Raw genomic sequence first — 14,163 nt, 5'->3', positions numbered from 1 at the left:
GTACTTGAGAACGACTACGAGAACAGCGCACGGCCCCACCAGTCGTCCTTGTCGCGGACGCCCGGCGGGACGGCGAAGTGCGCGGAACCCACGTGCTGGATGTACTCGTTGAGTGCGTCGTGTGCCGCCAGGCGGCGCTGGAGCGGGACGAACCCCTTGCGGGTGTCGCGCTGGTAGGCGAGGAAGAACAGCCCGGCGTCGAGCCGGCCCAGCCCGTCCGTGCCGTCGGTGAAGGAGTAGCCGCGCCGCAGGATCGTCGCCCCGGCGTTGCTGTCCGGGTGGGCGAGCCGTACATGGGCACTCGGCAGCATCGCCTTCAGGAACGGCTCGTCGCGCTCCTTGGCCTTGCCGACCGGGGCGCCCTCGCCCTTGTCGCGGCCGAAGACGTCCTCCTGCTCCTGGAGCGGGGCGCGGTCCCAGGTCTCGATGTGCATCCGGATGCGACGGGCCACCAGGTAGGAGCCACCGGTCATCCAGCCCGCCCGGTCCTTCCCGCCGACCCAGACGTGCTCGTCCAGGGCCGCGGTGTCGCTGCCGGCGATGTTCCGGGTGCCGTCCTTGAAGCCCATCATGTTGCGGGGGGTCTGTGCGCCGGGCGTCGTCGAGGACGTCTTGCCGAAGCCCAGCTGGGACCAGCGGATCGCGGTGCGGCCCATGCCGATCCTGGCCAGGTTGCGGATGGCGTGCACCGCCACCTGCGGGTCGTCCGCGCAGGCCTGGACGCACAGGTCGCCGCCGCTGCGGGCCGCGTCGAGGTTGTCGCCGGGGAACCTGGGCAGATCGACGAGCGCGTCGGGCCGCTTGTCCTCCAGGCCGAACCGCCCCTTGGCGAACAGCGAGGGACCGAAGCCGATCGTCAGCGTCAGCCGGGACGGCTTGAGCCCCAGCGCCTCGCCCGTGTCGTCCGGCGGGGCCTCGGCCAGGCCCCCGTACGCCCCGTCGCCGACCGCGTGACCGGCCGTCATCCGCTCGGCGGCCCGGGTCCACTCCTTGAGCAGCGCGACGAGTTCGGACCGGTCCTTCGTGGTCACGTCGAACGCGGCGAAGTGCAGCCGGTCCTGGACGGCGGTGGCGATCCCGGCCTGGTGCGCACCGTGGAACGGCACCGCCGCGCCGCTGTCCGCGGCCGGGACCGGCGCGTCGTCGGAGCGGACCGCGGCCACGGTGCCTCCGGCCGCCACCGCACCGAGCGCGAGTCCGGCGCCGCCCCAGCCGAGCAGTGCCCGCCTGGAGGGGGCGCCGCCGGGGCCCCGCGCGGCCGGAGCTCCGGAATCCGGGCTCCCGGCGGCGTCGGCCGTGTTCTGCGTCTCCTCTGACATGCCCGGAACCCCTCTCCGTATCGCTACTTGGTCACCGCGGCGGCGAGCCTGGAGAGCGGCTCGGCCAGTGCGTTGACCGCGTCGGACAGGTCCTTGCGGTCCGCCTTGCCGACCTTCTCGTAGGAGGTGAACGCGTAGGAGGACTTGTCCTTGCGGTAGGTGTCCAGCAGCTTGTTCAGCTCCGCGAACCGCTTGTCCAGGGTGGCCGACAGCGCCGCGTCGTTCTTCGAGGCGATCGGCTTCAGCAGTTCGTAGGACTTCTCGGCGCCCTCGACGTTGGCCTTGAAGTCGACCAGGTCGGTGTGGCTGTAGCGCTCTTCCTCACCGGTGACCTTGCCGGTCGCGACCTCGTCGAGGAGTTCCTTGGCGCCGTTGGCCATCGAGGTCGGGGTGATCTCCGCCGTGCCGACCCGCTTCTGCCAGTCGAGCAGGTCCTTGTAGAGGGCCGGCGCGAGGGCCTTCTCCTCGGTGCCCAGCTTCTTGTCCTGCCACAGCGCCTTCTCCAGGCGGTGCCAGCCGGTCCACTTCTGGCCGTCCTCCAGGCCGTCCGCGCGGACGTCGACCTTCGGGTCGATGTCACCGAAGGACTCGGCGACGGGCTCGGTCCGCTCCCAGCCGAGCCGGGAGTCGGCGTAGACCTTCTTCGCGGCCTCGATGTCCCCGGCGGCGACCGCGTCCGTGAAGAGCTTGGCCTTCGGCAGCGTCTCGTCGGCCTGGTCCTGGACGTAGGTGCGGTAGGCGGCGACGGCCTTGTCCATCTCGGGGCTGCGCTTGGCCGCGGTGCCTCCGCTGACCTCCAGCTTCTGCCGGATGCCGTGGCCCTTCATGCCGGGCTTGCAGGCGATCTCGTACGAACCGGCCTTGATCTCCGCCGTGATGGTGGCCTTGGTGCCGGGGCCGATGTTCTCGCGCTCGGCGACGATGCGGTCGTCCGGGAACAGGACGTAGACCTCGGTGACCTTGGAACCCTTGTTCTGCACGGCCAGTTCCACGTGCCCGGCCGGCAGCTTCTTCTTCGACACCTCGCAGGAGTCGTCCTTCGCGACGACCTGGACGGCGCCGTCACCCTTCCCGTCACTCTTCTCGGCGCAGCCCGTGACGGCGGTCAGAGCGGCCACGGTGGCGGCAGCGGTGACGACGGAGAGACGAACGGCTCGCATACGGGCTCCACATGAGGATGAAGGAGAAGGACGAGGGTGAGGGAGGAGAAGAGGACTGAAGGAGAAGAGGACTGAAGGAGAAGAAGGGTAAGGCCGGACAAAGGCTGGTGAGGCGGACCTAACTTAACCGAGCCTTACCTGACCGATACCCACTCGCGCAGTGATTCAGCTCTCACTGCGCGGGCACGGGAACGGGGTGATCACGACCGACCCATGGGCGAGCCCGGCAATGGTAAAGCGATGGTCAAGCGGTCCGGTCCGGCACGACGAGCGGCACCCCGGTCCGCGGGTGCGGGAACACCTCGACCGGCTGCCGGTAGACCTCGCCGAGCAACGTACTCGTGAAGACCGCCGCGGGCGGGCCCGCCACTGCGATCCGCCCCTCGTGCAGCACCGCGGCCCGGTCCGCGTACGCGGCGGCCAGCCCCAGATCGTGCAGCACGACGACGACCGCGTCACCGGCGGCGGCCCGCTCCCGGCAGATCCGCAGCACCAGTTCCTGGTGGCGCAGGTCGAGCGCGGCGGTCGGCTCGTCGAGCAGCAGCAGCGGGGCGCGCTGCGCCAGCACCCGGGCCAGCGCGACCCTGGCCCGCTCGCCGCCGGACAGCGCGGAGAACGGGCGCGCGGCGAACTCGGTGACCTCGGTGGCCGCCATCGCCGCGCGGACCGCCGGATCGTCCTCGTCCTCGCGTTCCGTACCGGCCCAGGGCGCCCGCCCCATCCGTACGACGTCCTCCACCGGGAACGGGAAGGAGAGCGCCGCGGACTGCGGCAGTACGGCCCGGCGCAGGGCGAGTTCGGGCGCGGACCAGTCGGTGACCGGCCGCCCGTCGATCCGTACCGCACCGCTCTCGGCGGGCAGGTCGGCGGCGAGGGCGGCCAGCAGCGTCGACTTCCCGGCCCCGTTCGGGCCGACGAGCGCCAGCACCTCGCCCGCGTGCACCGTCAGCTCGATGGAGTCGAGCACCTTGCGCCCGCCCAGCCGGACCCGCAGCCCGCGCACCTCGGCGACCGGGGCACCGGGGGCGACCGGGGCCGGGGGCCGGCGGTCGCGTACCGCGAAGAGATTCCGCAGCGTCCTCATGCCCAACCACCTTGCTTGCGACGGGTCCTGCGCAGCAGCCAGAAGAAGAACGGGCTGCCGAAGAGCGCGGTCAGTACACCGAGCGGCAGCTCGGCCGGATCGGCGACGGTACGGGCCGCGAGATCGCCCGCGACCAGCACCAGCGCACCGCCGAGCGCGCTGCCGGGGACGAGGAAGCGGTGCCCCGGGCCGTTCGCCATCCGCAGCAGGTGCGGCACCAGCAGCCCCACGAACGAGATGATCCCGGCGACCGCCACCGCGGCGGCGGTCAGCAGCGCCACGACGAGCACCAGCACGACGCGGAGCCGTTCGACGTCCACGCCCAGGTGCCGGGCGGGCCGCTCGCCGAGCGCGAGCAGGTCCAGCTTGCGCGCGTAGAACGGCGCGAGGACGAGTCCGAGCACCGCGCACGGCAGCACGGCCAGCACCTTGGGCCAGGTGGCCTGGGCCAGCGAACCGAGCTGCCAGAAGGTGATCTGGGTGATCTGCGCGTTGTCGGCGAAGAAGATGAACAGCCCGATCAGCGCGCCCGCGAAGGCGTTGACGGCGATGCCGGTGAGGATCAGCGTCACCACCTCCGTCCGGCCGCCCGACCGCGACAGCGCGTAGACGAGCAGCACGGTCAGCAGTCCGGCGACGAACGCGCAGACGGTGATGGTCCAGTTGCCGAAGAAGCTCAGCCCCAGCGCGATCGAGGCGACCGCGCCGACCGCCGCGCCCGCCGAGATCCCGATGACGCCCGGCTCCGCGAGCGGATTGCCGAACACCCCCTGCATCAGGGCGCCCGCGCAGCCGAGCGACGCCCCGACCAGCAGGGCGAGGACGACCCTCGGCAGCCGTACGTTCCACAGGACGCTCTCGCCGACCCGGTCCAGGGCGTGCCCGCCGAGCCCGACCCGGTGCTGGACGGAGGCCAGTACGTCGCCGAGCGGGATTCGGTAGGCGCCGAGTCCGGCGGAGAGCAGGCAGCAGACGGCCAGGGCCACGAGCAGCCCGACGGTCAGGGTGGCGGCGGTGGAGCGGCGGGCCGGGGGCGCGCTCGCCTCCGGGGCCTTCGCCCCGGCCGGCCGGGTGCGTTCCTCGTACGGGGCGCTCACTTGGCCGCTCCGTCCTTCGGGTGGAGCTGGGCCACCAGTTCGCTCAGCACCCGGTCGGTGCGCGGCCCGTAGTTCAGCAGCACCCCGTCGTCGACGGAGAGGATGCGGCGGTCCATCCCGGCCGGGGTCTCCGCGACACCGGGGATCTTCACCAGTCCGTCGACACCGCCGACCGAGTCGAGCCCCTTGGACATCACCAGGATCGCGTCGGGAGCCGCCTTGGCCAGGGCCTCGCTGGTGATGGCGGTGAAGTCCTTCTTCAGCCCGGACGCCTTGCCCGCGTCGACCGCGCCCGCCGCTTCGAGCAGCGAACTGGCGCCGGACTCACGGCCGCCCAGCAGATAGACGGAGGCGGAGCCGCGCAGATAGAGGAAGGCGACCCGCGGCTTCCTCGCCCCGTCGGCCGGTGCGGGCACGGACTTCCGTACGGCGTCGATGCGGGCCTGGGTGCGCTGCTTGAGCTCGCTGCCGGACTTCGGTACGCCCAGGGCGGCCGCCACCGTGTCGATCCGGCGGCCCACGTCGGCGAGTTCCGTGGCCGGTTCGACGACGACGAGCGGAATCCCGGCGTCCCGGATCTGGCCGATGGCCTCGGCCGGGCCGGTCGTGGTGTCCGCGAGGACGACGGTGGGCCGCAGGGACAGAACGCTCTCCGCCGACACGTCATGGGCGCGGGTCACCACGGGGAGCTTCTCCGCCTGCTCGAAGGTGGCGGTGATGTCGCGGGCCACGACCTGCTTGCCGAGGCCGAGGGTGAAGACGATCTCGCTCAGGCTGCCGGTCAGCGGCACGATCCGGTCGGCCGAGGTGACCGTGGTCCGCTCGCCGTCCGCCGAGGTCACGGTGACGGGCAACTCCGGTGCCGGCACGGTGGCCAGCGGCTCGATCCGGTCGGCGTCCGCGGCTGTGGCGGCCCCGGCGCCCGCCGTCCTCGCCGCGGGAGTCCCCGTGCCCCCGCAGCCGGTGAGCAGCACGGCCGTCGCCAGCGACAGGGCGGCCGTCAGGACGCCGGTACGCCCGCGCCTGGGTTGACCGGCGTCCCGGGCCGGCCGGGCGAAGTCCTGCGAGAAGCGCACTGGGCACCGTCCTGTCTTTCTGCGGCGTGCAGTTGGGAGTGGATTGCGAGGAATGTGGCGGAAGGGGGGTACCGGCACGAGATGTGCATAGCTTAGGTTAGCCTTACCTCATCTTCTAGACCTCGGAGGGGTCCATGCCGCCGTTCAGACCTGCCCGCGCGCTCGCCGTCGCGCTTCTCGCGGTACTGCTGGGAGCCCTGCTCCCGGCCACCGCCGCGCAAGCGGCGAACCGGACGGTGCAGGGCGGCCGGCTGGACTGGGGCATCAAGTCCTCCTTCCAGAGCTACGTCACGGGCCCCATCGCCCAGGGCAGCTGGAACCTGACCGGCGGCGCGGCCACGGTCGGCGGCAGCCAGTTCCGCTTCCACTCCGCCACCGGCTCCTACGACCCGGCGAACGGCGCGCTCAGCTCCGGCTTCTCGGGCGGTGTCCGCTTCACCGGACACAAGAAGTCCGACGGCTCCAACGAGCTGGACCTCACGATCAGCCGCCCCACCGTCCGCATCCAGGGCGGCAGCGGCACCTTGTACGCGGACATGGTCAGCAAGGACCGGGGGAGCGGACGGGTCACCTCCGCCGCCCAGGTGCCGCTGGCCACGCTCGGTCTGTCCGGGATCGACATGAGGGGCGGCTCCACCCCCGTCGCCCTCAACAACGTTCCGGCGACGCTGACTTCACAGGGTGCGAAGTCCTTCGCCGGCTACTACACGGCCGGAACGCCACTGGATCCGGTCAGCCTCTCCGTGGACACCACCGCCCCGGCTGCGAAGCCCGCCGCGACCAAGGCCCCCGCGAAGAAGCCCGCCGGCACCGCGAAGCCGGCGGAGACGGCAGGCCGCTTCGAGGACGCCGCCGTGGACTGGGGCGTGCGCCGCACCTTCCGGGAGTACGTCACCGGCTCGATCGGTCAGGGGAAGTGGACCCTGGCCGGGGGCGCCCAGGACGGCGGCGCGCTCTTCCGCTTCCCGAAGGGGCAGGGCACGTACGACGCGAAGAAGCAGACCCTGTCCGCCGCCTTCGCGGGCAGCGTCCGCTTCACCGGGGCCCATGAACTCGATCTGACGCTCTCCCGGTTCGCGGTGGGGCTGAAGGCGGGCCGGGGCACGCTCAGCGCCGACGTCCGGACCGGGGGCGACACCCGCGAGGCCGTGCCGCTCATCACCTTCACCGCCGAGGACTTCGTACCGAAGGACGGCCTCGCGGTCCTCACGGAGGCCCCCGCGAAGCTGACCGCCGACGGCGCGAAGGCCTTCGGCTCCCTCTACAGGGCGGGCACCGCGATGGACCCGGTCTCGCTCGCCGTCGCCGTCGACGCGAAGGCGAAGCTGCCCGCACTCCCCGACCTGGGCAGCGACCCCGCGCCCTCGGCGCAGCCGTCGGACACCCCGTCACCGAAGAGCTCCGCGGCCGCCGCGGCCCCCGTGGCGTCCGTGGCGGACGACGGCTCCCCGACCGCCCTGTACCTGGCCCTCGGCGGCGTCGGCGTGCTCGCCGCGGCCGCCGCGCTGTTCCTGGTGCGCCGCAACCGCTCGAAGCCGGGCACCCCCGCCTGACCTCCGCAGCCCTTCCTCCCCGCACACCACCCCCGTTGATCACCGCTCATCCCCCGAGGAGACCACCCACCATGGCAGCCACCCGCCGCCCCATAGCCCTCGCCGCAGCCGTCGCCACCGTTGCCGCCCTCGGCAGCGCCTTCGCCCTCCCGGCGTTCGCCGCCGGACCGTCCGCCCAGGACGGCGCCACCGCGACCGCCCCGGCCATGGAACTGAAGGACGGCACGCTGGACTGGGGCTTCAAGGAGTCCTTCCGCAAGTACATCGGCGCCGCCGGCAAGATCACGGTCAAGGACGGCGCCACCCAGGCCGCGGGCAACGGCGTGTTCACCTTTGTCAACGGCAAGGGCACGTACGACATGACCACCCACGGCACCGACACCGCCTTCGAGGGCGGCGTCAACTTCTCCGCCCACGGCGGCGTCCTCGACATCACGCTCTCGGACGTCAAGCTGTCCACCGCCGGTACGGGCGGTGCGATCACCGCCGACGTGGCGACCCCGCAGGGCACCCAGAACGACGTGGCGGTCGCGGACCTCGACCTGTCGGCCGTGAAGCCCGGTCAGGGCGCGGGCGGGGCGATGGTCTTCAAGGACATCCCCGCGAAGCTGACGAAGGCGGGTTCCGACGCCTTCAACGGTCAGTACCAGGCGGGCGAGGTCCTCGACCCGGCCACGCTCACGGTGAAGGCGGTCGCCGCCCCGACCGAGAAGCCGACGGACCCGGCCGAGCCCACCGACAAGCCGACCGATCCGGCCGAGCCCACCGACAAGCCGACCGTGAAGCCCACGGACGAGCCCACCACGCAGCCCACGCAGCCGACACCGAAGCCCTCCCCGAGCGTCACGGCCACCGACAAGCCGGTCGCGGAGCCGGGTGCCATCGTCGACGGCACCCTGAACTGGGGCGTCAAGGCCTCCTTCCGTACGTACGTCACCGGCCCCATCGCGCACGGCAAGGTCGAGACGACGGGCGGCGCGACCGCGTCCGGCGACGGCTACCGCTTCCCCGACGCCACCGGCCACTTCGACGCCGGCAAGCAGACCCTGAACGCCGGGTTCGACGGCAAGGTCCGCTTCCTGGGCCACCAGGAGGACGGCGCGTACACGCTCGACCTCGCCCTGAGCAACCTGGAGATCCGGGCCGACGGGACCAAGGGCAAGCTCGTCGCCGACGTGTCCACCAAGGACCGCGAGACGAAGAAGGTCGCCACCTACACCGGTCTCGCCGTCGCCGACCTCAAGCTGCCCGCCGGCGGACTCACCGCCAAGAACGGCGTGGTGACGCTCTCGGCCGTTCCGGCGACCCTCACCGCCGACGGCACCAAGGCCTTCGGCGGGATGTACCGCGCGGGTGAGCAGCTCGACGCGCTGACCGTCTCGGTCGCCCTGGACAAGGACGCCGAACTCCCGTCCGGCGAGAGCGCGACCGGCGGCTCGTCCACCACGGGCGGCTCGTCCACCACGGGTGGCACGGGCGGTTCGACCACCGGCGGCACCGGCGGCACCGTGGGTGGCGGCGGTACGGTCGGCGGCTCCGGCGCCCTCGCCGCCACCGGCTCCGACGTCCCGGCGGGCGCGCTGATCGCCGCCTCGGGCCTCATCGTGGCGGCCGGCGCCGGAGCGGTCGTCGTGGCACGCCGTCGCCGCACCGTCTGATCCGCCGCACCGCGCGACTCCACCGCCCGGGTACCGGCCCTCTTGCGGGGCAGGCACCCGGGCGGTGCTTGAATGCGCACGTGAACGACTACGACGTACCCGCCGGCATCGACGTACTGCGTGTGTTCTGCGGTCCCGACGGCCGGCACGGCAACGCGCTCGGGGTCGTACGCGACGGGCGCGACCACCCCGACGAGGCCTCCCGGCAGGAGCTCGCCCGGCGACTCGGCTTCAGCGAGACCGTGTTCGTGGACGATCCGGAGCGCGGGCACCTGGACATCTACACCCCGGGATTCCGCCTGCCGTTCGCCGGGCACCCGCTGGTCGGCGCCGCCTGGCTGCTCGACCTGGAGGTCCTGGAGCTGTCGGTGGGGGAGGTCTTCGCCCGCCAGGACGGCGAGTTCAGCTGGATCACCGCCCGCCCCGAGTGGGCCCCGCCGCGCACGCTGGAGCGGTACGGCTCCGCGGCCGAGGTCGAGGCGCTGACCGGTCCGCCGCCCGGTGAGGGCGGGCTCTACGCATGGGCCTGGGAGGACGAGGCGGCGGGCCGGGTCAGGGCGCGGGCGTTCCCCCGGCGGGGCGACGGCATCGACGAGGACGAGGCGACGGGGGCGGCCGCGCTGCTGCTCAGCGCCCGGCTGAACCGCGCCCTGAACATCAGACAAGGCCGCGGCTCCCAGATCCTCACGGCCCCGGCCCCGGACGGCACGGTGGAAATCGGCGGCCGAGTCCTCCTGGCGGTCCAGGGGTGAACCAAGTCCGCCCGGCGGGAAAACAAGCCCGTCCGGCGGGAAAAACAAGCCCGTCCGGCGGGAAAAACAAGCCCGTCCGGCGATTGAGGACAAAAGACGAGGCGGCGGAGCGGCCCCGGCCAACGCTCCCGGTACCGCCCCACCGCCTCCGCCCGCCGCACGGCGCTACGCACTCAGCGGAAAGGCCTCTCCCAGCTCCCGGAACACCGCGGTGTTCAGCGCGAACGCGCGCTTGCACTCGTCCACGATCCGCTGCTTCTCCAGGTCGTCCGCGTTCACCGCGTCCAGCAGCTCGCGGTAACCCCGCTTGAACGAGGCGGGGTTGGCGATCCCCTCGAAGACGTAGAACCGCACGCCGTCCCCCTTGCGCTCGAAGCCCCAGGTCCGCTCCGCCTTGTCGCGGATGATCTGGCCGCCCGACAGGTCGCCCAGGTAGCGGGTGTAGTGGTGCGCGATGTAACCCGCGGGCCAGGTGCGGGCGCACTCGGCGACCCGGTCTGCGTACGCGGCGGTGGCCGGCAGCGGCTCCAGGCCCTCGCGCCACTCCGCACCCCGCAGGTGGGCCAGATCGCGCTCCAGCTCGGCGGTGCGCATCAGCTCGGGCCGGATGAACGGACCGGCGACGGGATCGTTGCGCAGCGCCTCGGCGCCGTCCTCCAGGGCCCGGTACACGAACCACAGCTGCTCGGTGTAGCGCGTGTACGCGTCCACGCCGAGGCGCCCGCCGAGCAGGTCGCTCATGAAGGTCGAGGTCTCCGCCTCGGTGTGCTGCTCGTGCGACGCGGTACGGATCAGCGTGGAGAAGGGCGTGGCGGTGACGGTTGCGTCCAAGGCGGGCCTCCGGGGACCAAGGGGGACGGGAAGTCCAGAAAGAGACGGAAATATCGGCCTGCCGCGGCGGCGTGCCGCAGCGCGGACCGATGACCCGATCTTCCTACTTAGGTTTACCTAAGTCAACTGCTTCCCGACGCTCTGTCGGTAAAACGTACCCGGATCCGGCCCGGACACACGGGCGCGCGGAGAACGCGAAGAGAGGCGGACGCACGAAGAACGGCCGCCCGAGGGGGCGGCCGTTCCGTGCGGAGAGGGGGCGGTGCGGTTACGGGAGCGTGAGGATCTCGGCCCCCGTCTCCGTCACCACCAGCGTGTGCTCGAACTGCGCGGTGCGCTTGCGGTCCTTCGTCACCACGGTCCAGCCGTCGTCCCACATGTCGTAGTCGTGGGACCCGAGCGTCAGCATCGGCTCGATGGTGAACGTCATGCCGGGCTTCATCACGGTGGTGGCGTGCTCGCTGTCGTAATGCGGAATGATCAGGCCGGAGTGGAACGAGGAATTGATCCCGTGCCCGGTGAAGTCCCGCACCACCCCGTACCCGAAGCGCTTCGCGTACGACTCGATGACGCGGCCGATCACATTCACCTGGCGGCCCGGCCGGACCGCCTTGATCGCCCGCTTCAGCGACTCCTCGGTGCGCTCCACGAGCAGCCGCGACTCCTCGTCCACGTCACCGCAGAGGTAGGTGGCGTTGTTGTCGCCGTGCACCCCGTTGATGTACGCCGTCACATCGAGGTTCACGATGTCGCCGTCGCGCAGCACCGTCGAGTCCGGGATGCCGTGGCAGATCACCTCGTTGAGCGAGGTGCAGAGCGACTTGGGGAAGCCCCGGTAGCCCAGCGTCGACGGATAGGCGCCGTGGTCGCACATGAACTCATGGGCGACCCGGTCGAGTTCGTCCGTCGTGACGCCCGGGGCGATGAGCTTGGCGGCCTCACCCATCGCCTGCGCGGCGATCCGCCCCGCGACGCGCATGCGCTCCACGGTCTCGGCGTCCTGGATCTCCGGGCCGGTGTACGGCGTCGGAGCGGGCTTGCCCACATACTCGGGGCGCCGGATGTTTCCGGGCACGGAACGGACGGGAGTGAGCTCCCCTGGTACAAGCAGCGACTGGCCAGACATGCCAGCGAGTCTAAGGGCTGTCCCGCGATTCCTGGCGGGCGCCAGGAATCGCGGGACAGCCCTTGGGGCCTGCCGCTCGTGCCGTGCCGGGCCTGCGGCGTCCGGTACGCATGGCAGGCCCCAACCAGCGGGTATGGGGCAGCATGGCACCGAGGAAAGGAGCCGACGATGGCCCTGTTCAAGAAGCGCACGGTCGGCAAGCCCGGCGAGTGGTACTACTGCCTGGAGCACAAGAAGGTCGAGGAGGGCCCCGAGTGCCCCGCCAAGGACCGCTTCGGCCCGTACACCTCCCGCCAGGAGGCCCAGCACGCCATGGAGACCGCGCAGGAGCGGAACCTGGAGTGGGAGAACGACCCCAAGTGGCACGACCGCCAGGGGCCGGACGAGAACCCGAGCGGCTGAGGGCGCGGGCCCGGGGCGCGGCGGGCGGGGCTCAGCCGGTGGCGGTGGCCACCGGGCCCTCCTCGTTCCGCGCCGCCCGCCTGCGCAGCGCGTCCTCGTCCGTCGCGGAGTCGTACGTCAGCAGCTTCGGGAGCGCCGCCGCCAGCAGCGCCACCGAGGCCACGCACGCCACCCCGCCGGACCAGACCGCGGACCGGGTCCCCGTCCACCCCGCCATGCCGCCGGCCCGCACCTGGCCCAGCTGCGGGCCGACGCTGTACGAGAGCACCTCGATGCCCGCCAGCCGGCCCCGGAGCTCCTCCGGGATGGTCTGGTTCCAGATGGTGGAGCGGCCCAGCCCGCTGAGCATGTCGCCCGCGCCGGCCACCGCCAGGCAGACCAGCACCAGCCACACGTTGCCGAACCAGCCCGCCGCCGCGATGGCGAGCCCCCAGACGGCGGCACCGAACACCACGAACAGGCCGTGTCTGCGCACGCCTCTGGTCCAGCCGCTGGTCAGGCCCAGCACCAGGGACCCGACCGAGCCGGCCGCGTACATCAGCCCCAGCGACCACTCGGCACCCAGCTCGTCGCTGAGGAACGGGAAGATCGCGTTCGGGAAGGCGAAGAACATCGCCGCCATGTCGATCGCGTACGTCCCCAGCAGGACGGGACGGCTCCAGGCGTAGCGCGCGCCCTCCGCGATGCCGCGCAGCGACGGCTTCTGCCCCTTCTCCACGGGCGGTGCGGGCGCGAGCCCGCGGCACAGGAGCACGGAGACGGTGAACGTGACGACGGTGACCGTGTAGGCCGTGGCGTGTCCGGCGTACGCGACCACCACACCGGCCAGCGAAGGGCCCATGATCGCGCCGATCTGCCAGCGCAGCGAGTTCAGCGCGGCCGCCGCGGGCAGCTGGTCGTGCGGCACGATCCGGGCCATCAGTGAGTCCAGCGCGGGCCGCTGGAGCCCCGCGAGCGCGGAGACGCCCCCGGCCACCACGTAGAGCGGCCAGAGCATCGGGTCGGGCAGGGCCGCGTTCACCAGGAGGACGAGCGCGAGCAGCCCGAGCCCCGCCTCGGTGGCCAGGATGACCTTGCGGCGGTCGGCGGAGTCGGCGAGCGCGCCGCCGTAGAGGCCGAACACGACCAGCGGCACGAGCTCGACCGCGCCCATGGCGCCGACGGCGAGGGGGGACCCGGTGAGGTCCTTGATCTGGAGGGGCAGCGCGATCAGCGCCATGGAGCTGCCGAAGAAGGTGATGAGCCCCTGCACCCACAGCAGCCGGAAGTCCGCGGAGGACCGCCAGGGCGAGAGGTCGGGAAGGAGCGCGGCCAGCCTGGCGGCGGGCGAGGGACGAGAGGTCACGAGAGGTCATGGTCCGCCGGGATACGTGCCCGGTGCAAATGTGTTTCGAAACCGCGGGCCGGGCCGGGCGCCGCCGCGCCCCGGGGGCGCCCGCCCGCTCGGCTCACCAGCGCGGTGGCGGGGGAGCCGTCAGCTGGTCGGCGAGCCGGGACAGCCGGTCACGGAAGTGCCGCCGGCCGCGCCGCACGGGTGCGCCGTTCTCCCCGGCCGCCGCGCTGACCAGGTGCTGGACCGTGTCCAGGTCCACGTCCTCGCCCGCCACGGACAGCGCCTCATGGGCCAGGCCCCGGACCTCCGGATCGCCGTTGTCCAGCGAGAGCACCGTCGCCCCCGCCCGGCGCGCGTCGTGCACCCGCTCCAGCAGGCCCTCGCCCGGCGACTCCGGCACCACCACGAGCAGGGTCTCGCCCCGCCCGGCCGCCTCGATCCGGCCCAGGCCGACCGCCAAGTGGGCCGGGGCCCCCGGCTCCACCCGGTGACGTACCAGCGTGGGCGTCAGCTCGGGCAGCCCCGACCAGGCCGACTCGTCGACCAGATGCGCCGCCAGGTGCCACGGCTCGTACACCTCGGTCCCCACCAGCAGCAGCCCGCCGCCGTGCGGGACGACGGACGACCGCAGCGTCCCGGCGAACCGCCGGGTGGCGGCCGGCCACTCGGTCCCGGCGAGCACCTCACGCAACAGCGCCACCCGTACGGCATCCATGGCCCGGCATCCTGCACCACACGCCGGGCCCCGCGCGGGGGAACGGCCGCGAAATCA

Annotated in this window: 13 protein-coding genes; 4 read left to right on the top strand and 9 right to left on the bottom strand. The window is 72.4% G+C overall.

The window, feature by feature from the left end:
- Positions 1-14 precede the first annotated feature (14 nt).
- The 5 genes from efeB to ACIO3R_RS06265 all read right to left on the bottom strand — a co-directional run bounded on the left by efeB (position 15) and on the right by ACIO3R_RS06265 (position 5,736).
- Positions 15-1,319 carry an iron uptake transporter deferrochelatase/peroxidase subunit gene (gene efeB, locus ACIO3R_RS06285; protein ID WP_402103798.1) on the bottom strand — a complete coding sequence of 435 codons (1,305 nt, stop codon included), beginning with the start codon at positions 1,317-1,319 and terminating at the stop codon, positions 15-17.
- Between the two features lie 23 nt (positions 1,320-1,342).
- Entirely contained in the window at positions 1,343-2,479 is a 1,137-nt protein-coding gene (efeO, locus tag ACIO3R_RS06280; protein WP_385039684.1) for an iron uptake system protein EfeO, read from the bottom strand.
- A 244-nt stretch (positions 2,480-2,723) separates the two neighbouring features.
- The gene (locus ACIO3R_RS06275; RefSeq protein ID WP_402103794.1) at positions 2,724-3,563 is read right to left on the bottom strand and encodes a heme ABC transporter ATP-binding protein; all 840 of its coding nucleotides are present in this window, start codon (positions 3,561-3,563) and stop codon (positions 2,724-2,726) included.
- The gene (locus ACIO3R_RS06270; RefSeq protein WP_385039678.1) at positions 3,560-4,660 is read right to left on the bottom strand and encodes a FecCD family ABC transporter permease; all 1,101 of its coding nucleotides are present in this window, start codon (positions 4,658-4,660) and stop codon (positions 3,560-3,562) included. The genes ACIO3R_RS06275 and ACIO3R_RS06270 overlap by 4 nt, the downstream gene beginning before the upstream one ends.
- Positions 4,657-5,736, bottom strand: a complete 1,080-nt coding sequence (locus ACIO3R_RS06265; RefSeq protein ID WP_402103791.1) for a hemin ABC transporter substrate-binding protein — start codon at positions 5,734-5,736, stop codon at positions 4,657-4,659. The genes ACIO3R_RS06270 and ACIO3R_RS06265 overlap by 4 nt, the downstream gene beginning before the upstream one ends.
- Positions 5,737-5,870: 134 nt before the next feature.
- On the opposite strand from ACIO3R_RS06265, the gene ACIO3R_RS06260 reads away from it, so the two are divergent.
- The 3 genes from ACIO3R_RS06260 to ACIO3R_RS06250 all read left to right on the top strand — a co-directional run bounded on the left by ACIO3R_RS06260 (position 5,871) and on the right by ACIO3R_RS06250 (position 9,699).
- A complete protein-coding gene (locus ACIO3R_RS06260; RefSeq protein ID WP_402103788.1) occupies positions 5,871-7,289 on the top strand; it encodes an HtaA domain-containing protein in 1,419 nt (472 codons plus the stop codon).
- Positions 7,290-7,360: 71 nt separating this feature from the next.
- Positions 7,361-8,947, top strand: a complete 1,587-nt coding sequence (locus ACIO3R_RS06255; protein WP_402103783.1) for an HtaA domain-containing protein — start codon at positions 7,361-7,363, stop codon at positions 8,945-8,947.
- A gap of 80 nt (positions 8,948-9,027) precedes the next feature.
- Positions 9,028-9,699 carry a PhzF family phenazine biosynthesis protein gene (locus tag ACIO3R_RS06250; RefSeq protein WP_402103780.1) on the top strand — a complete coding sequence of 224 codons (672 nt, stop codon included), beginning with the start codon at positions 9,028-9,030 and terminating at the stop codon, positions 9,697-9,699.
- Between the two features lie 165 nt (positions 9,700-9,864).
- Here ACIO3R_RS06250 and ACIO3R_RS06245 read toward each other — a convergent pair whose 3' ends face one another.
- Both ACIO3R_RS06245 and map read right to left on the bottom strand, forming a co-directional pair.
- On the bottom strand, positions 9,865-10,530 hold the full coding sequence (locus tag ACIO3R_RS06245) for a heme oxygenase (biliverdin-producing) (RefSeq protein ID WP_402103777.1): 666 nt from the start codon (positions 10,528-10,530) through the stop codon (positions 9,865-9,867).
- 268 nt (positions 10,531-10,798) lie between these two features.
- Positions 10,799-11,656, bottom strand: coding sequence for a type I methionyl aminopeptidase (gene map / locus ACIO3R_RS06240; protein ID WP_385039662.1), 858 nt, complete (start codon positions 11,654-11,656; stop codon positions 10,799-10,801).
- Positions 11,657-11,824: 168 nt separating this feature from the next.
- On the opposite strand from map, the gene ACIO3R_RS06235 reads away from it, so the two are divergent.
- On the top strand, positions 11,825-12,058 hold the full coding sequence (locus ACIO3R_RS06235) for a hypothetical protein (RefSeq protein WP_363029135.1): 234 nt from the start codon (positions 11,825-11,827) through the stop codon (positions 12,056-12,058).
- A 31-nt stretch (positions 12,059-12,089) separates the two neighbouring features.
- Here the strand turns inward: ACIO3R_RS06235 and ACIO3R_RS06230 are convergent, their stop codons facing one another.
- Positions 12,090-13,403, bottom strand: a complete 1,314-nt coding sequence (locus ACIO3R_RS06230) for an MFS transporter (RefSeq protein ID WP_402103771.1) — start codon at positions 13,401-13,403, stop codon at positions 12,090-12,092.
- A 103-nt stretch (positions 13,404-13,506) separates the two neighbouring features.
- A complete protein-coding gene (locus tag ACIO3R_RS06225; protein ID WP_385040363.1) occupies positions 13,507-14,106 on the bottom strand; it encodes a hypothetical protein in 600 nt (199 codons plus the stop codon).
- Positions 14,107-14,163: the final 57 nt, after the last annotated feature.

It is taken from the genome of Streptomyces sp. NPDC087428, from assembly GCF_044744085.1.
In the GTDB taxonomy this organism is placed as follows: Bacteria; Actinomycetota; Actinomycetes; order Streptomycetales; family Streptomycetaceae; genus Streptomyces.
The sequence above is the reverse complement of the archived record's forward strand: the minus strand, read 5'-3'. Positions and strand labels throughout refer to the sequence as shown.

Bases quoted from the DNA above. Each gene is read 5' to 3' on its own strand.
- ACIO3R_RS06275 (WP_402103794.1), bottom strand. From the start codon at position 3,563: ATGAGGACGCTGCGGAATCTCTTCGCGGTACGCGACCGCCGGCCCCCG.
- efeB (WP_402103798.1), bottom strand. From the start codon at position 1,319: ATGTCAGAGGAGACGCAGAACACGGCCGACGCCGCCGGGAGCCCGGAT.
- ACIO3R_RS06225 (WP_385040363.1), bottom strand. From the start codon at position 14,106: ATGGATGCCGTACGGGTGGCGCTGTTGCGTGAGGTGCTCGCCGGGACC.
- ACIO3R_RS06260 (WP_402103788.1), top strand. From the start codon at position 5,871: ATGCCGCCGTTCAGACCTGCCCGCGCGCTCGCCGTCGCGCTTCTCGCG.
- ACIO3R_RS06235 (WP_363029135.1), top strand. From the start codon at position 11,825: ATGGCCCTGTTCAAGAAGCGCACGGTCGGCAAGCCCGGCGAGTGGTAC.
- ACIO3R_RS06255 (WP_402103783.1), top strand. From the start codon at position 7,361: ATGGCAGCCACCCGCCGCCCCATAGCCCTCGCCGCAGCCGTCGCCACC.
- efeO (WP_385039684.1), bottom strand. From the start codon at position 2,479: ATGCGAGCCGTTCGTCTCTCCGTCGTCACCGCTGCCGCCACCGTGGCC.
- map (WP_385039662.1), bottom strand. From the start codon at position 11,656: ATGTCTGGCCAGTCGCTGCTTGTACCAGGGGAGCTCACTCCCGTCCGT.